Source organism: Pseudoalteromonas sp. NS-SX12, from assembly GCF_057367955.1.
Map to the genome: position 1 here is coordinate 1340691 of NZ_CM170634.1, position 21684 is coordinate 1362374.

18 protein-coding genes and 1 tRNA gene are annotated in these 21684 nt (G+C 38.2%); 10 read left to right on the plus strand and 9 right to left on the minus strand.

The genetic code is table 11. From position 1 onward, the window contains the following. The first annotated feature begins 439 nt into the window (after nt 1–439). The 6 genes from mads1 (at nt 440) to AC2IOM_RS06390 (ending at nt 10703) form a co-directional block, all read left to right on the plus strand. Nucleotides 440–631 (plus strand): methylation-associated defense system helix-turn-helix domain-containing protein MAD1, encoded by a 192-nt coding sequence (mads1, locus tag AC2IOM_RS06365; RefSeq protein ID WP_486359444.1) that lies wholly within the window; start codon nt 440–442, stop codon nt 629–631. Continuing rightward, nucleotides 624–3710, plus strand: a complete 3087-nt coding sequence (locus AC2IOM_RS06370) for a type I restriction endonuclease subunit R (protein WP_486359445.1) — start codon at nt 624–626, stop codon at nt 3708–3710. The genes mads1 and AC2IOM_RS06370 overlap by 8 nt, the downstream gene beginning before the upstream one ends. Next, nucleotides 3703–4890, plus strand: coding sequence for a restriction endonuclease subunit S (locus AC2IOM_RS06375; RefSeq protein ID WP_486359446.1), 1188 nt, complete (start codon nt 3703–3705; stop codon nt 4888–4890). The genes AC2IOM_RS06370 and AC2IOM_RS06375 overlap by 8 nt, the downstream gene beginning before the upstream one ends. Continuing rightward, a complete protein-coding gene (locus tag AC2IOM_RS06380) occupies nt 4883–6178 on the plus strand; it encodes an AAA family ATPase (protein WP_486359447.1) in 1296 nt (431 codons plus the stop codon). Before AC2IOM_RS06375 ends, AC2IOM_RS06380 begins: the two co-directional genes overlap by 8 nt. Continuing rightward, nucleotides 6175–7812: a type I restriction-modification system subunit M gene (locus AC2IOM_RS06385; RefSeq protein WP_486359448.1), complete on the plus strand. Its 1638-nt coding sequence runs from the start codon at nt 6175–6177 to the stop codon at nt 7810–7812. Before AC2IOM_RS06380 ends, AC2IOM_RS06385 begins: the two co-directional genes overlap by 4 nt. Before the next feature lie 515 nt (nt 7813–8327). Further along, a complete protein-coding gene (locus AC2IOM_RS06390) occupies nt 8328–10703 on the plus strand; it encodes a PAS domain-containing sensor histidine kinase (RefSeq protein ID WP_486359449.1) in 2376 nt (791 codons plus the stop codon). Nucleotides 10704–10712: 9 nt separating this feature from the next. Here the strand turns inward: AC2IOM_RS06390 and AC2IOM_RS06395 are convergent, their stop codons facing one another. Continuing rightward, nucleotides 10713–13127 carry an EAL domain-containing protein gene (locus AC2IOM_RS06395; RefSeq protein WP_486359450.1) on the minus strand — a complete coding sequence of 805 codons (2415 nt, stop codon included), beginning with the start codon at nt 13125–13127 and terminating at the stop codon, nt 10713–10715. Nucleotides 13128–13422: 295 nt separating this feature from the next. On the opposite strand from AC2IOM_RS06395, the gene AC2IOM_RS06400 reads away from it, so the two are divergent. Then, entirely contained in the window at nt 13423–13917 is a 495-nt protein-coding gene (locus tag AC2IOM_RS06400; protein WP_105170289.1) for a DUF3016 domain-containing protein, read from the plus strand. 30 nt (nt 13918–13947) lie between these two features. Here AC2IOM_RS06400 and AC2IOM_RS06405 read toward each other — a convergent pair whose 3' ends face one another. Next, nucleotides 13948–14256 (minus strand): hypothetical protein, encoded by a 309-nt coding sequence (locus tag AC2IOM_RS06405; protein ID WP_100914182.1) that lies wholly within the window; start codon nt 14254–14256, stop codon nt 13948–13950. A 42-nt stretch (nt 14257–14298) separates the two neighbouring features. Then, nucleotides 14299–14592, minus strand: coding sequence for a prephenate dehydrogenase (locus tag AC2IOM_RS06410; protein WP_486359451.1), 294 nt, complete (start codon nt 14590–14592; stop codon nt 14299–14301). A 73-nt stretch (nt 14593–14665) separates the two neighbouring features. Between AC2IOM_RS06410 and AC2IOM_RS06415 the strand changes: the two genes are divergently transcribed. Then, complete coding sequence (locus AC2IOM_RS06415; RefSeq protein WP_038642861.1) at nt 14666–14872, plus strand: hypothetical protein; 207 nt, start codon at nt 14666–14668, stop codon at nt 14870–14872. 117 nt (nt 14873–14989) lie between these two features. Here the strand turns inward: AC2IOM_RS06415 and epmB are convergent, their stop codons facing one another. After that, complete coding sequence (gene epmB / locus AC2IOM_RS06420; protein ID WP_486359452.1) at nt 14990–16009, minus strand: EF-P beta-lysylation protein EpmB; 1020 nt, start codon at nt 16007–16009, stop codon at nt 14990–14992. A gap of 42 nt (nt 16010–16051) precedes the next feature. Between epmB and efp the strand changes: the two genes are divergently transcribed. Beyond that, nucleotides 16052–16621, plus strand: coding sequence for an elongation factor P (efp, locus tag AC2IOM_RS06425; protein ID WP_010562106.1), 570 nt, complete (start codon nt 16052–16054; stop codon nt 16619–16621). Between the two features lie 75 nt (nt 16622–16696). Next, on the plus strand, nt 16697–17668 hold the full coding sequence (gene epmA, locus AC2IOM_RS06430; RefSeq protein WP_486359453.1) for an elongation factor P--(R)-beta-lysine ligase: 972 nt from the start codon (nt 16697–16699) through the stop codon (nt 17666–17668). A gap of 68 nt (nt 17669–17736) precedes the next feature. Here epmA and AC2IOM_RS06435 read toward each other — a convergent pair whose 3' ends face one another. From AC2IOM_RS06435 to AC2IOM_RS06455, 5 genes are all read right to left on the minus strand, one after another. After that, nucleotides 17737–18957: a methyl-accepting chemotaxis protein gene (locus AC2IOM_RS06435; RefSeq protein WP_486359454.1), complete on the minus strand. Its 1221-nt coding sequence runs from the start codon at nt 18955–18957 to the stop codon at nt 17737–17739. A gap of 28 nt (nt 18958–18985) precedes the next feature. Continuing rightward, entirely contained in the window at nt 18986–19495 is a 510-nt protein-coding gene (locus tag AC2IOM_RS06440; protein WP_486359455.1) for a hypothetical protein, read from the minus strand. Between the two features lie 42 nt (nt 19496–19537). Then, nucleotides 19538–20233: a glycerophosphodiester phosphodiesterase gene (locus AC2IOM_RS06445; protein WP_486359456.1), complete on the minus strand. Its 696-nt coding sequence runs from the start codon at nt 20231–20233 to the stop codon at nt 19538–19540. A 270-nt stretch (nt 20234–20503) separates the two neighbouring features. Next, on the minus strand, nt 20504–21376 hold the full coding sequence (locus AC2IOM_RS06450) for a DMT family transporter (RefSeq protein ID WP_395388682.1): 873 nt from the start codon (nt 21374–21376) through the stop codon (nt 20504–20506). A gap of 109 nt (nt 21377–21485) precedes the next feature. Beyond that, nucleotides 21486–21561 (minus strand) — tRNA-Ala (locus tag AC2IOM_RS06455). Nucleotides 21562–21684 lie beyond the last annotated feature (123 nt).

Consider the following 21684-nt stretch of genomic DNA (forward strand, 5'->3'; position numbering starts at 1 on the left):
GACTTTTCTATTTTTATAATTTAAAATAAATCATTCTAAACTGTTCTGCTTATTTTTCTTCTTTCGTCAGAAAGAGGATTTGATATTTAAAACCTTCTTTTTACTTTTTCTACTTCTCATTTATCTTCTTAAATTTGTTACTTTTTATATAATTTAACAATATTTACTATAAAAAAGTGACTACATAACACCACACGAAGATAGAAAAACTTCTTTCGCTAGAAAGGGGATTATATAAAGTCTTAGATATCAAAATTTAAAATTTTGTTGATATCAAAAAAGCCCCAAATTTTAAATTTTTTTGATACCCGGCTTCGATTGGTTAAAACTTTGATCAAATCGAACAAGCTTTGTTCGTTAACTCTATCCTTTTCCTCAAACCTCTTGTTTACTCCCCAATTTTCTCATACTCTAAATTCAAGAAAATTGAGGGCTCGATATGTCTGACGAAATACTCACTCTTAAAGAGTTAGCTGAATATCTCAAATTAACTGAAAAAACGGCATACCGCCTAGCTGCTGAAGGAAAGCTTCCGGGGTTCAAAGTGGGTGGTTCTTGGCGGTTTAAAAGTGAAGATATAGATGCATGGATACAAAAACAAAAAGTAGCTAAGGACGAAGTTAATGATTAAAGAACAACAAATCGAAGAAGCTCTAATTTCTAAGCTTAAAGATCTTAAGTATACCTATCGTCCAGATATTAAAGATAAGGCTTCTTTAGAACAAAATTTTCGTGAAAAATTCGAGCGCCATAACTTAGTAAAATTAACAGACTCTGAATTTTCTAAGCTCAAGAGCGAAATTATTAGCAACGATGTCTTCACATCTGCAAAACGCTTGCGTGAACGACAAGCTTTTGAACGTGAAGATGGTACTCCAATGGATTACACCTTAGTTAATAATAAAGACTGGTGTAAAAACGATTTTGAAGTTACCAATCAGTTACGTATCAATACCGAAAACAGCCACCATCGCTATGACGTAATAATATTGATGAATGGCTTACCAGTTGTACAAATAGAATTAAAATCTCATCAAATTGTTACCCGTCGTGCCATGGAACAAATCGTTAATTACAAGAACGATTTAGGCAATGGCTATACGAATAGCTTAATGTGTTTTATGCAGTTATTCATTGTTAGCAATGGAAATAGGACATATTACTTTGCTAACAATCAAAACCAACATTTTACATTTGATGCAGATGAACGCTTCTTGCCGATTTATCAATTAGCAGACAAAGACAATGAAAAAATTCACAATCTAACAGACTTTTCCGACAGCTTTTTAGCCAAGTGCACCTTAGGTCAAATGATTGGTCGCTATATGGTTTTAGTGCAGTCTGAACAAAAACTGATGATGATGCGCCCGTATCAAATATATGCGGTGCAAGCGATAGTAGATTGCATAAAAGAAGACCGTGGCAATGGGTATATTTGGCATACTACAGGCAGCGGTAAAACCTTAACATCATTTAAAGCTTCGACTCTCTTAAAAGACAACGAAGATATCCACAAAGTATTATTCGTGGTGGATAGGAAAGATCTCGACCGACAAACACGTGAAGAATTTAATAAGTTTCAAGACAAGTGTGTTGAAGAAAATACCAATACTGAAGCATTAGTGCGTCGGCTACTATCTGATTCAAAAAAAGACAAAGTTATAGTAACTACTATTCAAAAACTAGGGTTAGCACTTGATGAAACAAGTGAGAAAGCAAAGCAACAACAAGAAAAAGGTAAGCTGACTTACAAGCAACGCTTAGAGCACCTAAGAGACAAACGCATGGTGTTCATTTTCGATGAATGCCATCGTTCGCAGTTTGGTGAAAACCATGGTGCAATTAAAACATTTTTTAATAATCACCAACTGTTTGGTTTTACAGGTACACCAATATTCGACGATAACTCGACGATCAAACGTTTTTACGAAGATAAAGGCTATAAAGTCACAACTGAGGATGTTTTTGAAAAACCACTCCATGAATACACGATTACTAACGCAATTCACGACCGTAATGTTTTGAGCTTTCATGTTGATTACTTCGGAAAGGAAGTAAAAGCACTTGAAGACGGCAAGCAACAAGATGAAAGCAAGCAAAAGAAAAAAGCGAAAAAAGAAAATCCTCCACCAGAGGCTGTTGTAAAAGCAATTTTAGATAAACACGATCAAGCAACTGATTACCGCCGTTTTAACGCAATCTTTGCCACTTCAAAAATTGATAGTGCAATTGAGTATGTAAAGTTGTTCAAACAGCAACAAGCTGAACGATTAGCTGAAGATGAAGACTATCGCCCTCTAAATATCGCATGCGTATTTTCTCCTCCAGCTCAAGCTTTGGCAAAAGATAAAGAAGGTAACGCAAAGAATATAAAAGACATAAAACAGCTTCAAGATGACTTAAAACAAGAACAAGAAGACAACAAAAATAATCCTGAAGAAAAGAAAGCTGCGCTAATAGATATTATTAGTGGCTACAACAAAATGTACCAAACAAATCATTCTATCAACGAGTTTGATTTGTATTATCAGGATGTCCAGCAACGAATTAAAGACCACAAATATCCAGATGCAGATTTACCAAGAGGCCACAAAGATAAAATCGACATCATAATTGTTGTCGATATGCTACTTACAGGTTTTGACTCAAAGTACCTTAACACTCTGTATGTAGATAAAAATCTAAAATACCATGGGTTAATCCAAGCATTTTCGAGAACAAACCGTGTATTGAACGACACTAAGCCGCATGGGAATATTTTAGACTTTCGTTTTCAAGAAGATGAAGTGGACACTGCTATCGCAAAGTTCTCTGGCAGTGGTGAAGAGGCTGATAAAGAAATTTGGCTAGTTGATCCAGCCCCTGTTGTAGTGGAGCAATTTAAGGAAGCTGTCGATGAATTGGAAAGTTTTATGGGGAGCCATGGTTTAACAGCTACGCCTGATCAAGTACCAAATTTAAAAGGTGAAATCGCTAAAATTGACTTTGTTAGTCATTTTAAAAAGGTGCAAAAGCTAAAAACCAAGCTCGATCAATACACAGATTTAAGTGAAGAAGACGTCAATGCTATTAACCGCCTCATGCCAATTGATAAGCAACGTGGATTCAAAGGTGCGTATTTAGAAACAGCCATTGAGCTTAAACCTTTACAGCAAAAGCCAATAGACGATACGTCTTCAGAGTTGACCGATAAGCTTCAACAGCTAGATTTGGAGCTGGTCTTATTTGGTTCCGCACTTATTGATTATGACTATATTATGGCTCTTATTGCTCGCTCAACGGTGACAACTTCCATTCGCAAGAGAGCTGTCACTCGTGAAGAGGTTATCGATATTATTAAGTCCAATGCCAATATCATGGATGATCATGAGACCATGTTGGCCTACGTAAGCTCTTTACCTGTAGGTCAACAAAATGAAGATGATATCCGCAAGGGTTATATAGCTTTCAAATCTAAACTTGCTAAAGATAACCTGCAAAATATAGCTAAAAATCACAGTTTAGAGCCAGATGCTCTACAAGCTTTTGTAGATAACATATTGGACAGAATGATTTTTGATGCAGGGCTATTAACCGATTTGCTTGCACCACTAGGACTAGGCTGGAAAGCAAGACGCACTGCTGAATTAGCACTAATGGATGAATTAGGCCCTTACCTTCATAAACTAGCCGAAGGTCGTGAAATTTCGGGGTTAGAACTTGATGAGTAATAATGCAGAGAAAAAAAAACTAGTGCCTGAGTTAAGATTTCCTGAGTTCCTCAATGAAGTAGATTGGCATCAGTACAAAATTGAAAATATTTGCGCTAAGCCATTTAGTGGAGGGACTCCGACTACTTCACAGAAAAAATATTATGGAGGCTCTATTCCGTTCATTCGGTCTGCCGAGATTAACTCTGCGGTAACTGGTTTATCTTTAACTGAGGAAGGCTTAAATAATTCTTCTGCTAAGTTAGTTAAAAAAGGTGATGTTTTATTTGCTCTATATGGAGCAAATAGTGGTGACGTGGGCCTAGCAAAGATAGATGGTGCCATTAACCAAGCAATATTATGTTTAAGGGCTAACGCGAGTAACGAATTTTTATACCAATATTTACTCTATAAAAAGACTCAAATTATCTCTAAATACCTACAGGGGGGGCAAGGTAATTTATCAGGGGACATCGTTAAATCAATTGAGCTGCCAGTTCCTAAACCAAAAGAACAAGAAAAAATTGCTGACTGTTTAACCTCTTTAGATGAGTTAATAACAGCTCACACAAAAAAGCTCGACTCAATAAAAAATTACAGAAAAGGTTTAATGCAACAACTTTTCCCAACCGAAGGTGAGACTACTCCCAAATTGAGGTTTGCCGAATTCTCTGACGCAGGGGACTGGAAAAATAGAAGTTTCTCCACCATGTTTGAAATTGGTGGGGGTAAAGATCATAAGCATTTAGCGAAGGGAAATATTCCTGTTTATGGATCTGGCGGCTATATGCGTTCCGTAGATTCATTTTTATATGATGGAGAAAGTGCTTGCATAGGCCGTAAAGGAACAATTAACAAGCCTATGTATTTAGAAGGTAAATTTTGGACTGTTGATACTCTTTTCTATACACACTCATTTAAAGGCTGCTCGCCTAAGTTTGTTTACTTACTTTTTCAAAATATTAATTGGTTAAAGTTTAATGAAGCTGGCGGGGTTCCAAGTTTATCTAAGGTGATTATTAATAAAATTGAAGTCCGAGTCCCTAGCCAAGATGAGCAAAATAGAATCGCAGCAGCTATCTGGTCAATTGATAAGTTAATAACTGAACAAGATAAAAAGCTTGAATCTTTAAAGGACCATAAAAAAGGCTTACTGCAAAAACTTTTCCCATCAATCAAGGATGAAGATTACCATGAGTAGCATACCTGTATCATTTCCCAAAGAGCATTTTGAAAACCAAATAATTCCAAAAATTCAAGGGAAGCCAAATAAGAAATTACTAAAAGATATTTATCAGTTAAGCGGTGATGGGGAGCTTTACCAGCTAAAAGACAGCTCAGATGATGATGCTACTCAAGAAGCAGAACATCAATTAATTAAAGCAGGCTTGTTAGCCGTTGAAAGTTTAGAAAAAATAGCAGCTACAATTCGACTTCTGTTGGATAAAAAACGTTATATGCTTTTGTTCGCATACAACGGCACAGGTAAAACTCGCTTATCTGTAGAATTTAAGAATGTTTTAACTGATGGAAATAAAGATACTCTTTATTTCAATGCTTTTACAGAAGACTTGTTCAGCTGGGACAACGACTTAGAAAATGACGAAAATCGTAAGTTAAAATTAAACCAAGAATCAAAATTCTTTGATGGCATAAATGAGCTAGATTTAGATAGCAAAGTAGGTGTTCTTGTGCAACGCTATGCCGATTATAACTTCATTATTGACTATGACGATTGGGAAGTTACATTTTTCCGTGAGCGTGACTCTGAGAATGATCCTATTCCCATTAAAGTGTCTCGCGGTGAAGAAAATATCTTTATATGGTGCTTTTTCTTAGCGATTGCTCAACTAGCTATGGATAAACAAGAAGCGTATAGCTGGGTAAAATTCATTTACATTGACGATCCTATATCTTCGCTCGACGAGAACAATGCAATAGCTGTTGCGCACCATTTAGCTACCATGTTTAAAAAGCATCATGAAGATAATGACAATAGCGATATTCGCACCATAGTTTCATCACATCACACGCTGTTTTTTAACGTTATGTGTAATGAGTGGGGGAACGCTGAAAAATTCTATTTTAGTGCAATAGGCGACGCTTATTTACTTAAAGAGTTACGTGGTGATAATGCTCGTATTTATCATGTTGCTATGATCAAAGAGCTTAAAAAAGCCGTCGATAACAATGAGGTTTATACCTACCATTTCAATATTCTTCGTTCCCTAATGGAAAAAGCCGCAGTATTCCACGGTTATAGCGACTTTGGCCACTTTATCAAATTTGATGATGATGACGAAGAACACACAAAACTGAAGCGAATCTTACAAATAATGAACCATAGCGGTTACTCGATGATGGAACCAAGAGAAATGGGTGCTGAAAATAAAAGAGATTTTGTAAAAATATTTAATGATTTTATTGAAACTTACCCATTTAACACCACCATTTTTAGCGAAGTTAACACAGAGGCACTAAACGCATGACTCAAGAAGAATTAAATAGACTAGGTAAGACCCTCTGGAATATCGCCGATAAGCTGCGTGGTAAAATGAATGCAGACGACTTTCGCGATTATATGCTGTCGTTTCTGTTTTTAAGATATCTATCTGATAGTTATGAAAAAGCTGTAATGAAAGAGTTGGATGGTGAACTACCAAAACTTAGCGAAGATGATACGAAATCGCAGCTGAAAGTTTGGTATGACGCAAACCCAGCAGATACCAAAGATTTTGAAGATCATATGCGAACTAAGGTGCATTACGTAATTGAGCCAGATTACCTTTGGAGCAATATCGCTAAGTTAGCAAAGAATCAAAGCGACCTATTGCTTAGCACATTAAAGGAAGGGTTTGATTACATAGAAAACCATAGTTTTGGCGATAATTTTAAAGGTCTGTTTTCTGAAATTAATTTATCGTCTGATAAGCTTGGTAAAGATTACGTAACTCGAAATGATAAGCTTTGTACAATCATAGAAGAAATAGCTGATGGTATTGATGAATTCTCAACTGACACCGATATATTAGGTGATGCTTATGAATACTTGATTGGAGAATTTGCGGCTGGCTCGGGTAAAAAAGCAGGTGAGTTTTATACCCCTCAACCAATGTCTACTATTTTATCACGCATTGTAACCCTAGATAGTCAAGAACCAGCTGAAGGGCCAAAGTCAGGTCTAAAAAGCGTAATGGACTTTGCTTGTGGTTCTGGTTCTTTGTTATTAAATGTACGTAAACATATTGAAGAAGCAGGTGGTAAGATTGGTAAAATATATGGCCAAGAAAATAATATAACCACTTTCAACTTAGCTCGAATGAATATGCTTTTACATGGAGTGAAAGACACAGAGTTTGAATTATTTCATGGTGATTCGTTGCTGAATGAATGGCCTAGCCTAAAGGAAATGAATCCAGCTAAGAAACTTAAGTGTGACGCGATAGTTGCGAATCCACCGTTCAGCCTGCGTTGGGAGCCAACTGAAGCACTTAGTGAAGATTTTAGATTTAAAAGTCATGGAATGGCGCCTAAATCTGCCGCTGACTTTGCGTTCTTACTGCACGGTCTACACTTTTTAAGTGACGAAGGGACGATGGCAATCATACTACCTCATGGGGTTTTATTTCGAGGTGGTGCAGAAGCCCGAATTCGTAAAAAGCTATTAAAAGACCATCAGATCGATACCGTTATTGGTTTACCTCCTAACTTGTTTTTTTCGACAGGCATTCCTGTTTGTATTCTAGTTTTGAAGAAATGCAAAAAATACGATGATGTGTTGTTTATTAACGCTAGTGCTGAAGAAAGCTTTGAAAAAGGCAAACGTCAGAACAAACTTCGCCCAACCGACATTGATAAAATTGTCGAGTTTTATCAATACAGAAAAGAAGAATCTCGTTTTGCTCGCCGAGTAAAAATGGCTGAAATAGAAAAGAACGAATTCAATCTAAACATATCTCGTTACGTAAGTATCGAAAAGCCTGAAAAGAAAATAGATTTGGCCGAAGAGCATGCAAAACTGGTGAATATAGAAAAAGACATTGTGGAAGCCACAGAAACACATAATAAGTTTTTAAAGGAGCTTGGGTTAGATCCTCTGCCAATTAGTCCAATAAAAAATTAATATGTAAATCATACTGGTGGGGTATGGTGTAGGGTATCTTATTTTTAATATTTTAAAAATACACTGAATAACAGTTTCTTGGGGCTTGTGTGGGCGGCATGATGTAGTCGTCCCTCAAGTTACCTACTTGTCAAAAAAGCCAGCGCAATGCGCTGGCTTTTTTATTGCGTTAAAAAATTGATTTAATTTATAAAGTTACCAATACTTATTAGTCGAACTTTCTAGGGTCTGTTGACCTTTCAAGTTCGTTTTTGCAGCAGTTTGATTGGGTTTTATACAAGGCAGAGGCTACGTGGCATAGTTATTCTATGTGAGTCAGCCGATAACACAGTAGAAAACCCAATCAAGCGTTGCCGAACGGTTCTTTTGAGCGCACTTTTCTCATTGTTGTTCGATATTCGCTTAGATTGCTAGGCCACACATCGAGCGCCGCGATAAAAGCACGCTCAAAGAGAACAAAAATAGAACAGCAAAGATCAACAGACCCTAGTAAACGGAACTTTAGGATAAGCGCAATGACCAAGTCTGCTAAAATTAATCTCATTCTGCTGTTTTCAATACTTTGTAATATTCTTGTATTTAGCACCACTTTTTACGACGCTCATAAATTAAAGCAAGAGCAGGCAACCTTATCGCAAATAATTACAGACAACACTGAGTTGCTAATTAAGTTGCATGAGCTAGAGCGCACGGTTGGCTACTCAGGCTATATCCATCATTTCAAAAACTATGTTATTCGCAGAGATCATCAATACTTTCATGATGCAAAGGAAAGCTATGTAAAAGCACAACGACTAATGCGTGAAATTCGTGAAATGTCCAACGAATCCGATGTTGTACAAAATTTAGCGTTGCTAGAAGCCACATTAAACGAATATAACTTTAACTTAGAAACACATTTTTCATTACCTGGGCAGCTAACCGTTGACGAATTAGACCGACTAGTGAAAGTGGATGACACACTAGCTGCGAATGCAGTTAATAATATTGTTGAAAAAGTCTTACCAAAAATACGTCAGTCAAATAGCACTTTTTTAAATCGAATTGAAACTCAGCTTTTTTATAGCTATTTAACCTCCGCAATGATTTGTTTGGTGATTATTATATTTACCGGATTAGTAATTTGGCATATCAACAAATTAAATCAATCGGTTGGAAAATTTGGAAAACTGTTTGATGCATCACCAGATGGCATTATTCATGCTGATAATAGTGGCAAGGTGCTTGCCGCTAATCATGCAGCGCAGGCGCTATTTGGTTATTCATCAAGTGAGTTTTCAAATAAATTTATTGAAGACTTAATGGCCCGAGAGTTAAAAGAAACGCATCAGGGTTATCGTCAAGAGTTTACAAAAAAAACGCAGTCTAAAAATATGCTGGATAGACGCAATGTTTACGGAATTGATAAGCAGAAGCAACGGATCCCACTGCAAATAGCTATTGGCAGCTTCTTAGAAAACGATGAGTACCAAAGTGTCAGTATCCTAAGAGATATGCGAGAGATTGCGGGGTTAAATCAAGAGCTAAAATTCCTGAGTTCCATCATCAACGGCTTGTCATCATATGTTGTGATTATTAATGAGCAAGGCGAGGTGATTACCGCTAATTATGATTTGCAAAATGATATGGGTGTGCAAAGTGTTGAGCTTGCCAATACCCAAGCCTGGCAGCGTGATCCAACCACCAAAAAACAATTGCAAAGCGCCATAGAAAAAGTGAAAAGTACAGGTATAGAACAGCGTTTTGATAGCCAAATTTGGGTTGATGAAAAGTTTTTTAAAGTTGATGTTGTGGTTGCTAATCTTGATACTCAGTCAGAAACGGCTTCCAATATTATTTGCTCTGCACATGATATTAGCGAGCGGAAGTATTTTGAGCAGCAGTTGCTTGAGAATGAAGAGCGCTTCAAACTGGTTGTAAACCATGTATCTGAGGGGATTATTTTACTCAATAAGCAAGGGCGTATTGAATGGTTGAATGCTAAAGCCATTGCGATGTTGTCGCCGTTTACACAGGGATTAAGCCCCTGTAATTTTATTGATGTATTTACGGAGAAAGATCAGCGAGAAATTGCCACTATAATAAATGATCTAACCACCCAAAACCCAACAAGCGAACCGTTTCAGGCGCTACTTGCATTAGATAATGAATCGTTACCCGTTGAGGTATGTATCACGCGTTATGCAGATAATATGGAAATTAACTATTTGGCAACCGTGTCGGATGTTTCGGAGTTATTGGCTGCGAATGACAGGCTAAGCAAAATGCTTGAAGAGAAAAGCATTTTGCTCAATGAAATTCATCACCGCGTAAAGAATAACTTACAAGTCATAACCAGTTTATTGAAGCTGCAACAGCAGCATGTGCCAGAAAGTGCAGCAAACGAGTTACTAGCCTGTCAGCAGCGTATACGTTCAGTTGCCTTGGTACATCAATTACTTTACGAGCAAGAGAATAGCTCTAAAATTAACTTTGTAGAGTACACTGCTAAGTTGGCACAATTAATCTTATTAGATGGTATTAACCATGCTCCTTACAAGGTAGAACTTAAGTTACCGAGCCAAGCGATTTATTTGCCAATTAGCATTATGGTGCCGATTGGCTTTGTGATAAATGAAGTACTAACGAATATTCAAAAGCATGCTTTTCCTGAAGGTGCAGAAAAAGGCTTGATCACTATTTTTGCTGAAGAAGTGGAAGAAGGACTGGATTTATCAATCAAAGATAACGGAACCGGCTTTGATATCGAGCAGTTCAATCGCGCCAGTTCGCTCGGTCATACGCTTATAGGGTTATTTACCAAACAGGCAAACGGCACAATTAAGGTTGAAAGTGAGCTTGGAAAATACTCTCACTTTCAGTTCCATTTTGATCTATCGTATGCGAAGTAAATTACTGGATTACTGTTCATCTACTGCAAAGTGTTGTTCAGGTGCGCTATGCGATTGACCACCTAGCAGTGACAAAAACAGTGATACTGGCATTGGCTTAGCATGATAAAACCCTTGCTGATGAATCGCTGGGTCTTGTGCGAAGTACTCGCTTTGTTTTGCCGATTCAATGCCTTCTACGACAACTTTATAGCCTAACGACTTACTCAAGTTTACCATGTGTTCGCATACTTTTCGTGCTTTACTATCATCTGGGATTCCTTCAATAAACACTCTATCAATTTTTAATATATCAAGATCAAATTGTTGCAGCAGCTCTAATGATGAGTAGCCGCGGCCAAAGTCATCTAGTGCGATGGAAAATCCAATCTCTCGTAACCGTTCAATATTTTTAATTGCAGGTGTATCAGTTAATGCCGTTTCGGTGATTTCTAATGTTATGTTGTTAGGTGAAACTTGCTTACTGCTAATAATCTCTTCGAATTTTGCCGGCAGAGACGGATGTGAAAGCTGTTTAGCAGATAGATTTAAGCCTAGCTTTACATCAGTAAAGCCGGCGTTACTTAAATGCTCAATCGCATCGCATACTTTTTTCAGCATGAGCTCACCAAGTGGAAAAATAAGCCAGCTTGATTCTGCGATTGGAATAAAGTCATTGGGTGAAATAAACCCCGTTGCTTTATCACGCCAGCGGCAAAGCCCTTCAGCACTTGATATTTCACCTTTATTATCAAAAATGGGCTGTAACCAAAGTTCGAGCAGTTCATTTTCAATGGCAAGCTTTAAACCTTGCTCTAAAAATAATTGGTACTGAGCTGAGCTTCCCATATCTTCTTGGTAAAAACGAAAATCATTTTTACCGCCATTTTTCGCCGCGTACATGGCGATGTCAGCTCGTTTCATCAGATCAGATGTATCGCTAATAGTATCGTCCCACTGCGCAATACCAATTGAGCATGTGAGAGAAATAGAAACATCTTTGCATTTGAATGGTTCTGAAATTGCTTTGTTTATTGAGTTAGCAATTTTACTAACATCGTTGGCTGTGAGCTGACCATCTAACATCAATACAAACTCATCACCACCATGACGTACCATAATGTCAGAGGAGCGGAAGATATGTTTAAGTCGCCATGCAAATTCGGCCAAAATTACATCACCGTATGAATGTCCGTAGGTGTCGTTGATCAGTTTAAAAGAATCAAGGTCAATAAACATAAGCGTAAATTTACCTGAATCAAAGAACTCTTGAGGGTTAGCGAATGCACGGTTCATGTAAGTGCGATTATACATACCTGTTAGTTCATCGCGGTAGGCTTGGTATTGTAGCTTACGCTCAGCCATTTTTAATTCAGATATATCGGTAACTATCATTACCAACTCATCACTTTGGTCTTGATGTGATATTAATTTGCCATTAACCAGTGCGTAAAATAATTCGCCAGATTCAGTTTTAAAAGTTTCTTCTCGCCGTGAACAGAGATCCTCCCACGGCTGTTGGTTAATATCTTCAGCGCGCTCTCGTTTTACAATGGCGTGGTAGTTTTTATTAATCAATTGAGATAGCGGGTAACCAATTAATTTGCAAAAAGCAGGGTTTGCTTTGGTAATTTCACAGTCTTTATTGAGTACTAAAATGCCATCTGCAATATGGCTGAATACAGATTTTGATACTTTTAACTCACGAATATAGGTTTCAGTTTCGGTAACGTCTTTCATTGCCCCAATTGGGGTATCGCCACCTTGTAGCTTGATATCGCTGGTATAGACTTCGAACCAATATTGTTCATCGCTAAGTGGCGATTTAATTCGGATTTTTTGATTGGATTTTTGCCCTTCTTTTAACAGCGATTCAACTTTCCATTTGTCTTGCTCATGTACCATGCTAATAAATTCATTAAATGGTAGCGGACTTAAATGACCGAAGTATTTTTGCAGCATTTCCGTACCAGTAAATACTAAATGTTCTGCTTCAGGGTTATATTCCCATACATTAAGGTTGGCAGCTTCAATTGCGAGTTTAAGGCGCGCTTCCGATGAGGTTATTTCATCTTCATAACGAAAGCGATTAAGTGCTGTTTCAATAACGGCTCTTACTTCTCTAAGGTTGTAGGGTTTTACTATATAACCAATAGGATTAGCTGAATTTGCAGACTCGATAATGTCATCATTGGCATATGCAGTAACATAAATAATAGGAATATTTTTTATGGCATTGATTTTTTTGGCAGCATTAATACCGCTGCCGCCCGACTCAAGATTGATATCCATTAAAACAAGGTCAGGGTTTTTCTCTGTGAACAGGGCGAGTGCCTCATCTTCACTATTGGCAATACCCACAACCTCATAACCTAGTGACTCAAGCTCGATCTTAAGGCTTAATGCAACAATCTGTTCGTCTTCAACAATTAATAACGAACTCATAACTCTATCCTTTTAATTAACTTACACCTGTCGCTACTATGTCTAATTAAGCGAATTAATTATCGACATCTTTTTAAGTTTAGTTGGTTTAAATTGATTCTCAAATTTATGCCACTAAAACTGATTTAAAACATACCTTTGTCGATTAAGCCTAGTGCTAATCTAGGGTTAATTTTTTACAATAATTATGAAAATATTATGTGTTAAGCGTATATTAAGTGTCAGGATAGATAATAAATATAAATTGACATAGCGAGTGACCCTTTACACTTGCCAGTTCTCTAGGAGCATACTAATGAAATTAGCGAAGGTACTATTATTAAGTGTTGTAACAATTTCACCGTTCTCAGTATTTGCAGGTGAGGCAAGTGTAACGTATGGGAAATTTAACGATTTCACCGATGTACGTGCAGCAAACGAAACACGTGGTGGCTACCACAAACGAATCGAAAAGCAATTTACCAAGCATTTTCAAGAGTTAGCTGAGAAGTTACCTGAAGGCTATAAGCTAGGTGTGACAATCAACGATATCGATCTTGCTGGTGATGTACGTTTTGGCGGTGGCAGAGAAATGCGCATTGTTAAACCAATTCATTTTCCAAAGCTTAAATTTAGCTATGCGTTAACTGATGCCAATGGCAAGCTGGTGGATAAAGGTGATGCTGAATTAAAAGACATGAGCTTTATGGACAAAATTCGTCGTGGTCGAGACGAAGAATTTATGCACGAAAAACGTCTTATTACAGATTGGTTTGAAGACCAATTAGTGTCAAAAATTGATGCCAACTAATCGTAAACCAATTAAGAAAAAATAGCGGTACTATAATAGTGCCGCTATTTCTTTGTAGAGTTTACTTGCTTGGGTTTCACTTAAGTTGCCAGCAGCTTTCGACTGGCCAATCGAACTGGTTACACGAATAACATCAGTTTGAATTTGTTTTATTTCCTGCTCTGCCGTTAACTGAGATTGCTGTTGCTTTTCTCTCGCGAGCTTTGAAATATTGACAATATCCTGATTGAACTCATTTAAATCAGTACTGATGTTAGTGTTATTACTGTCAGGCGTAACCTTTCTTGTCGTAGAAACGGCAATTTCACTTCCTGCAGTAACGGGAGATACGGCAGACATGACAACCTCAACAAAAACATTACTGATTAAATTATAGGCTACTTACTTAAAGCTTGCTAATAACTGATGCAAGTGTTGCATTTTTATCACTACATTTTTTAGTAATGCTTGATCAACACTGTCTTGATTTGAAAGTGTTTCAACTTCACTTGCAACCTCAAGCACATATGGTTTAAATCGTTTCGCCTCGATAGTAAAACCACTGTCTTTATTAAATAGCGTAGAAAATTTACCTTTGCCTTGTTGCTGTAAGGAATCTAATTTGCCATCTGCATCAATAGCTTGGCGATACAATACTTTAAGATTGTTGTTTAGCTCAGAAATAATCGAATTCATGATAAAAAATTACTAAAGTCTCACTATACTTAGCCGATATAGTAACACAGTTTAATTTACAGGTGAGGTCATGATGAATATATCAGGTGCAAGTTTGCCTACGATGAATAGCAGTGAAAGTGCTGAAGTACTTAGCGCGTCACTCGCAAAGCGTCAGCAACAGGCAGATGGTAAAGCAGCTATTGCTTTAATTGAAGCTGCAACGCAAACAATGCAGTCGCTGCCAAGCCCAAGTAAGCCAACTGCAAGCTTAGGTAATAATATTGATGTTTACGTTTAGCCCTGGTGCAAACGTAAGAGGTTTATTATTAAACTAAGAGTTATTTTCTAAGCTCCCGAAGTAAAGCCCCAGTATTTTTTGGGGGTTTACTTTTATCCTCTCGCGTTAACATTCTATCTAAAAATCATAAAGTCCTAAATCTAATGGCGTTTTACTTTTTTCTCCGCCAACTTCACGTACTAGTTTGGGTACTAAAAAGCCGGGCAACTCAGTTAATAACTCACGATGTAATGCAATTGCCTGGGCATCGGTAATTGCAAAGTGGTGGGCGCCTTGTACTTTGTCTAACACGTGCAAATAATACGGTAATACATCCGCTTCAAATAAACGTTCAGAAAGCAAAATTTGTGCTGCCACTGTGTCATTAATGCTTTTTAATAATACCGCTTGATTTAATAAGGTATATCCCGCGCGTTTTACGGCGATAAGCTGCTTTTTTAATGCGTTGTCAATTTCATTTGCATGGTTAATATGCGTTACTAAAATCAATTTGAGTCGAGTGTGTGTGGGAATTGCTAAGAATGCTTCTGTAATACGTGCAGGGATCACCACCGGCAATCGTGAATGAATGCGCATGCGTGTGACATGGTTAATTGCTTCTAGCTTTTCAATAAACCACATTAGTGCTTCATCATTAGCCATCAGCGGGTCGCCACCACTTAAAATCACTTCGTTTATTTCGGGATGCTTTGCTATGTAATCAAGAGCACTCAGTAAGCTTTGTTTATTTTGGTGATTATCTTGATAAGGGAAGTGTCTGCGAAAGCAATAACGGCAGTTTACAGCGCAACCACCACGAAAAATAAGTAATACTCTCGATTTATATTTGTGCAGCAGGCCCGGAGTTTGGTTATTTTGCTCTTCTAATGGATCGCTTGTGTAACCTGGGTGTGTTTCAAACTCATCCGCAAGTGGTAAAACTTGTTTAAGTAATGGATCGTTTAGATTGCCTTTTTCCATTCGTGATACAAATGGAAGTGGTACTCTCATAGCAAATAGCTTTCTCGCGGCAATGTCGTCTGATAAATTTTTTGAGTCAATTTCCAGTAACTTAAGCAGTATTTTTGGGTCGGAAATGGCATTTGCTAATTCTTTTTGCCAGTTAGTATGCAAATTTGCTTCAATTCTTTGTATCATTAGCCGATCAATTATGTAAAAAATTTTGCGATAGAGGAAACGATGGCGAATTATAGCACCAATGAGTTCAAGGGCGGCCTAAAATTTATGTTAGATGGCGAGCCGTGTTCAATTCTTGAAAACGAAGTTGTAAAACCGGGTAAAGGCCAAGCATTTAACCGTGTAAAGGTACGTAAACTTATCTCTGGTAAAGTGTTAGAAAAAACATTTAAATCAGGTGAAAGTGTAGAAGCTGCAGACGTTATGGATATCGAGCTAGATTATCTATACACAGATGGTGAGTTCTGGCATTTCATGAATAACGAAACGTTTGAACAGGTTGCTGCTGACGAAAAAGCAGTTGGCGATAGCGTTAAATGGTTAGTTGAAAACAACACGTGTACCATTACTCTTTGGAACGGTAACCCAATCTCAATTACGCCACCAAACTTTGTTGAGCTAGAGATCACAGACACAGATCCTGGTCTGAAAGGTGATACTGCTGGTACCGGTGGTAAGCCTGCTACTTTAACAACAGGTGCGGTTGTACGTGTTCCTCTGTTTGTTCAAATTGGTGAAGTAATCAAAGTTGATACACGTTCTGGCGAATACGTTGGTCGTGCGCAAAAATAAATTTTGATTTTATTTCGAAGAAAATCCCAGCGCTAGCTGGGATTTTTGTTTACGCCATAATTAAGAGTAACCATCATGACAGTCCAATGGCAGCCAAGTGCATCAATCGAAAACTTAAACGCGCGGGCAAAAATCATTAAAGCAATTCGTGAATTTTTCTACCAAAGAAATGTAATGGAGGTCGAAACGCCAAGTTTATCGCAGGCAAGCGTTACCGATATTCACTTAGCAAGTTTTAGTACTCAGTTTGTCGGCCCTGGGTTTGCTAAAGGCCTACCACTTTATCTGCAAACATCGCCGGAATTTGCTATGAAGCGATTGCTTGCCGCTGGCTCTGGCGCGATTTTTCAGTTGGCAAAAGCGTTTCGTAACGAAGAAGCGGGCCGTCATCATAATCCAGAATTTACAATGCTGGAGTGGTATCGACCTTTCTTTAACGCAGCGCAGTTAATGGATGAAATTAATGACTTAATGATGAGTTTGTTAGGGTGTGGTTCAGCAGAGCGTATCACTTATCAAGACGCTTTTTTAACGCATTTAAACTGTGATCCGCTCACCGCATCTATCGAAGAGCTTTCAGCGCTTGCCGCTGAGCAAGGGTTTGAGCATATTGCTGCGCAAGAAAACGATAAAGACACTTTGTTACAGCTGCTATTTTGCATGTGTATTGAACCCAAAATAGGTCAGCAAGCCCCTTGTTTTGTTTATCATTTCCCTGCATCACAAGCGGCACTCGCTAAACTAAATGGCGCAGACCCTCGCGTTGCTGAGCGTTTTGAACTGTACTTTAAAGGTATGGAGTTAGCTAATGGCTTCGATGAGCTTACTGAGGGTTCTGAACAGCGACAGCGCTTTGTTGATGATAATCAAAAGCGAGCATCGCAAGGTTTACCAGAGATTGCTATTGATGAGCGATTTTTAGCGGCGCTTGATTATGGTTTGCCACAGTGCTCAGGTGTAGCGTTAGGAGTGGATAGGCTAATTATGTTGGCACTTGGCGCTGAGCGGATATCAGAGGTATTAGCGTTTGATGTTGAGAGGGCTTAACCCTCTCTTATCAGTGCTAGTTTTGAAAGTATCAAAACTTTCGGAGGTTTGCTAATCCATTGCTTAGGTTAAATAAACTGTTCGAGATCTTTTTTGGTATCGGATGTTTGACACTGCAGCTCTCTACTATTCTCATTGGCGTTACTAATATTATCTTTCGCCATATGGCCTAGCTCGACAATTTGTTGTACCGAGGAATGGGTTTGTTGTTGTGTATGTTCCAGCTGATGCACGGCCGCAACAATTTCTTGTAACTGAGATTGGTTACTTTCTAGTTCTTTAGTCATTTGGCTAAACACATCATTAGTATTTGCTATCGAATTTTCAGCGCTGCTCGATTGCTCAATCAATTGTTCAGTTTCGCGGTTTGTTTCACCAACAAGCGTATTCATTTGATTAATAAAATCATTAATTTGGCGAGTTGCATCGTTAACTTTTACTGACAGTGAACGCACTTCATCTGCTACCACTGCAAAGCCACGACCGGCTTCACCCGCGCGTGCAGCCTCAATTGCGGCATTAAGCGCTAGTAGGTTGGTTTGGTCTGAAAACTCTTCAACCATAGTGAGGATTTTTCGAATGTTGTCTGAGTTTTCTTTTAAGCCACCCACGGTTGTGGCGAAGCTGCCTAGTAATTCGGTCATGCGCTGAATTTTAGTTACTAGATTTCCAATTTCATTGGCAGAGGTATGAACTTTACTCAGGTTTTCAACATTCGCATCAAAGGTCATTTGGGTATTTTGTGAAATTTGATTTAGGCTTTGGCTAACTTCTTCACTGGCGGTAAAAATTGTATTACTAAGTGCTAGCTGCTCTTCACCAATACGGTTGGTTTCAGTCATCGACTTAGTCACGTTTTGATTGGTCATTTCAGCAAGTTCAGCTTTTTCATACACCTGTTTTAATAATGCTTCTAAACGCGAAACAAAGGTATTGTATTGTTCGCTGAGTTCACGAAACTCATCAAAGGTAAACTGGGGTAAATGGGTTGCTAAATCAGCGCCTTTCTCATTGATATCTGTCAGTGTTTTCTTTAGTGCATTAATCGGGCGCACAATTAAAAAGTGCATGTAAAAGCAGGTAAAGAAGAAACTGCCAACACTGATTAACGCGATAAACCAATAGCTCATATCAATATGGCCATTATCAGTCAGCTCTTGGTACAGCCAAATTAACGTAATAACTTGAAAGGCAAACAGAAAGCTCAAATTGCCAAAAATTTTGCGTGTTAGTGTAAAGAAAAAGGTTTTTTCAATTTTTTCGTATAATTGCATATATAAAGAACTCATTTTGCATGCCTTAAATGACCTTTACCCTTTAAAAAAGCTCAACATCATCATCGTGCTGTTGTTGTTCTAATTGACGATGTAATTCAAGCGCTTGCTGTTTGGTTTTACCATCCATAATTGCTTGAAAAATTTGATGTTCAGATTCCATTGAATAACTATTTTTTAATTGGGTGCGCAATCCTTGCCATTTATCTTCATCGGCTAAGTTATCATTATCTTGAATCAAATGGCTCAATTGATCCATCGTTTGCTGAATATGTGACAATTGTTGTGTCAGTCTATCGTAAAACTGAAATGCCATAACCCCATCGTTTACACTGTGCTGTATTTGCTGATGTAATTCATCTAATTTCGACGAAGTGCTTTTTTCATTTTCAAGTTTGCTGCAAATGTTCGCAAGGGTTTGAAAAACTCGGCTTAACTCTAATATATCTTGATCGCTTTGATTCAGGCTTAGCGTTAATTGCGTATTGCATAAAAGGAGTAGGCGGGATGCTTCACTGCGAAAGCAAAATAAATCTTGCTGTTGTTGGTCCATTAAATGCCCCTAGGTAACTAAGCGATATGCTTATAGTTAGGATTATTTTTGCAACAGAAAGCTTTGTGCTTTAGAGGGGTAATTAGTAAAAATGCCATCTACACCAAGCGCAAGCATATCGTCAATGTCTTCCTGTTTATCTACAGTATAGGCAAAAACCTTTAAGTTTCTTGTTTTTGCATCGGCAACGTACTCGCAGTTGATAAAATTTTTATCCACATGCACGCTGTAGGCATTTAATCGTTCAGCAAATTCACAATACCCCAGCGGAATAGAGCCGGTTAATGCACCTATTTTTACCCAAGGTAATTGTTGTTTAAGCCATTTTAGCTGGTGATGGTCAAAAGAGGATATTAGAAGGTTTTCACGTGTTAGCAGCCCAGCTTGAACTTGTCGTTCGATTAGTTTGACTAGCTTATCGAGTGCGAAGGTGTGTTTGAGCTCTAGGTTTAATAACGTTTGATTATTAACCCATTGAAATACTTCTTCAATACTTGGTACAGTTTGTCCGTTACCTGCATCATATTGTTGCACTTCGGCAAGTGTGAGTTTGTTAACTTTCCCTCGCCCATTGGTTGTTCTGTCAAGCCAAGTATCGTGAATAACGGCAAAACCATCAAGCGTACTTTGTAAGTCAATTTCAATGCCATCAACACCCAATTCCAACGCCGCTAATATCGCTGAGCGTGTGTTTTCAGGATACAAACCACTGGCGCCTCGGTGGGCAAAAACTTTCATGTACTAACCCTTCTTGCTCTTAGTAAAAAGTTTATCTCGCACTCAACTTACCACAGCTTAATGGTTAAATTGCACAATTACTTTGAAATCAATCAAGATTTTCAACATCTGTTAAAAGCTAAATCGTAATTCACCTTATTAGCTAATCATGCTAGCTAGGTTGCTTGCTAGTAACGTGCCCGTTTACCTGTACTAAGCAATAGCTATAATTCAGCTTTGCAGGGCGCTGATTGATTTTTGCTCACCGGCTTTAACAGAACTAGTATTTTATTATTTTGCTGCCTTAGCTTGTTTGTTAACTAGATAAGTTTCAAAAAATGCGCCACTAATCACCAACGAGCCACCAATTAATGTCGTCAGTGTAATCTTTTCGTGTAACAGTAAAAAGGCGAAAAAACTTGCATACAAAGGCTGCAAGCATGAAATTAAGCCTGCGGTTTTAGCACTTAAATGAGCAAGGCTTGCGGCAAATAAAGCATGTGGGGTTGCGGTAAACACTACACCAACAAGTAAAAGTAAATAGAGGTCGTGTTGCGAAACTTGGCTAAGAGGTACTTCAACAAATGCGCATAACATTATGCTTGCAACAAGGGTTTGATAAAGCATCGTTTGCGGCCCCGAGTAACCCATAAAAAAGCGCTTGTGCAGAATATTGCGCAGGGCAAATAAAAATCCCGAGAACATGCCTGTTACTATGCCAAGGGTAACTTGATTACCAAGGTTTGCTTCCGGTACAAGCAAGTAAATCCCAAGCAACACCATCATGGCAATAAATACATCTTGCATATGAGGTAGCCGCTTTGAAAAAAGTGGTTCCATAAAGACGGTCATCACAGGGTAGGTAAAAAATGCGATGATGCCTATGGTGATGCCGGCCATTTGCATACCAGCAAAATAAGTCACCCAATGTAGACCTACAACCACGCCAAGGATCAAGGCTACACCGTAATCTTTGGTTTGTTTTAATAAAATAGCTTGGCGTGTAAAAAACAAAAAAGCACACAAAGCAATTGCTGCGACGGCAGTACGGTAAACGGTTATATCTAGCGCATTAAGACCAATTAGTTTGGCAAACAGTGCAGTGCCACCAAATAATAAAACGGCAGAGTGTAAAAAGGTTAAGCTTTGCTTTTCAGGGGACATAATAAGCAGAAAAAAGAATAATTTGCTGCATTATATCAAGATTAATTTAGCGAGAGATTTTTATTTCAAATACTTGGTATTGAATTTAAAAATAAGAGAGGTTGGAAAGTGGTGGAGCTAAGCAGGATCGAACTGCTGACCTCCTGCGTGCAAGGCAGGCGCTCTCCCAGCTGAGCTATAGCCCCACATTCCAAAAAAGGACATTCAAACCGTGTTGCGTTTGAACGGGCAGAACTTTAATTTTTTTTCTGTCACTGGTCAAGTATTTTTTGTAGCATAAAAGATAATTTTCGCTTGTTTGCACATTA

Bases quoted from the DNA above. Each gene is read 5' to 3' on its own strand.
- mads1 (WP_486359444.1), top strand. From the start codon at position 440: ATGTCTGACGAAATACTCACTCTTAAAGAGTTAGCTGAATATCTCAAA.
- AC2IOM_RS06370 (WP_486359445.1), top strand. From the start codon at position 624: ATGATTAAAGAACAACAAATCGAAGAAGCTCTAATTTCTAAGCTTAAA.
- AC2IOM_RS06375 (WP_486359446.1), top strand. From the start codon at position 3,703: ATGAGTAATAATGCAGAGAAAAAAAAACTAGTGCCTGAGTTAAGATTT.
- AC2IOM_RS06380 (WP_486359447.1), top strand. From the start codon at position 4,883: ATGAGTAGCATACCTGTATCATTTCCCAAAGAGCATTTTGAAAACCAA.
- AC2IOM_RS06385 (WP_486359448.1), top strand. From the start codon at position 6,175: ATGACTCAAGAAGAATTAAATAGACTAGGTAAGACCCTCTGGAATATC.
- AC2IOM_RS06390 (WP_486359449.1), top strand. From the start codon at position 8,328: ATGACCAAGTCTGCTAAAATTAATCTCATTCTGCTGTTTTCAATACTT.
- AC2IOM_RS06395 (WP_486359450.1), bottom strand. From the start codon at position 13,127: ATGAGTTCGTTATTAATTGTTGAAGACGAACAGATTGTTGCATTAAGC.
- AC2IOM_RS06400 (WP_105170289.1), top strand. From the start codon at position 13,423: ATGAAATTAGCGAAGGTACTATTATTAAGTGTTGTAACAATTTCACCG.
- AC2IOM_RS06405 (WP_100914182.1), bottom strand. From the start codon at position 14,256: ATGTCTGCCGTATCTCCCGTTACTGCAGGAAGTGAAATTGCCGTTTCT.
- AC2IOM_RS06410 (WP_486359451.1), bottom strand. From the start codon at position 14,592: ATGAATTCGATTATTTCTGAGCTAAACAACAATCTTAAAGTATTGTAT.
- AC2IOM_RS06415 (WP_038642861.1), top strand. From the start codon at position 14,666: ATGAATATATCAGGTGCAAGTTTGCCTACGATGAATAGCAGTGAAAGT.
- epmB (WP_486359452.1), bottom strand. From the start codon at position 16,009: ATGATACAAAGAATTGAAGCAAATTTGCATACTAACTGGCAAAAAGAA.
- efp (WP_010562106.1), top strand. From the start codon at position 16,052: ATGGCGAATTATAGCACCAATGAGTTCAAGGGCGGCCTAAAATTTATG.
- epmA (WP_486359453.1), top strand. From the start codon at position 16,697: ATGACAGTCCAATGGCAGCCAAGTGCATCAATCGAAAACTTAAACGCG.
- AC2IOM_RS06435 (WP_486359454.1), bottom strand. From the start codon at position 18,957: ATGAGTTCTTTATATATGCAATTATACGAAAAAATTGAAAAAACCTTT.
- AC2IOM_RS06440 (WP_486359455.1), bottom strand. From the start codon at position 19,495: ATGGACCAACAACAGCAAGATTTATTTTGCTTTCGCAGTGAAGCATCC.
- AC2IOM_RS06445 (WP_486359456.1), bottom strand. From the start codon at position 20,233: ATGAAAGTTTTTGCCCACCGAGGCGCCAGTGGTTTGTATCCTGAAAAC.
- AC2IOM_RS06450 (WP_395388682.1), bottom strand. From the start codon at position 21,376: ATGTCCCCTGAAAAGCAAAGCTTAACCTTTTTACACTCTGCCGTTTTA.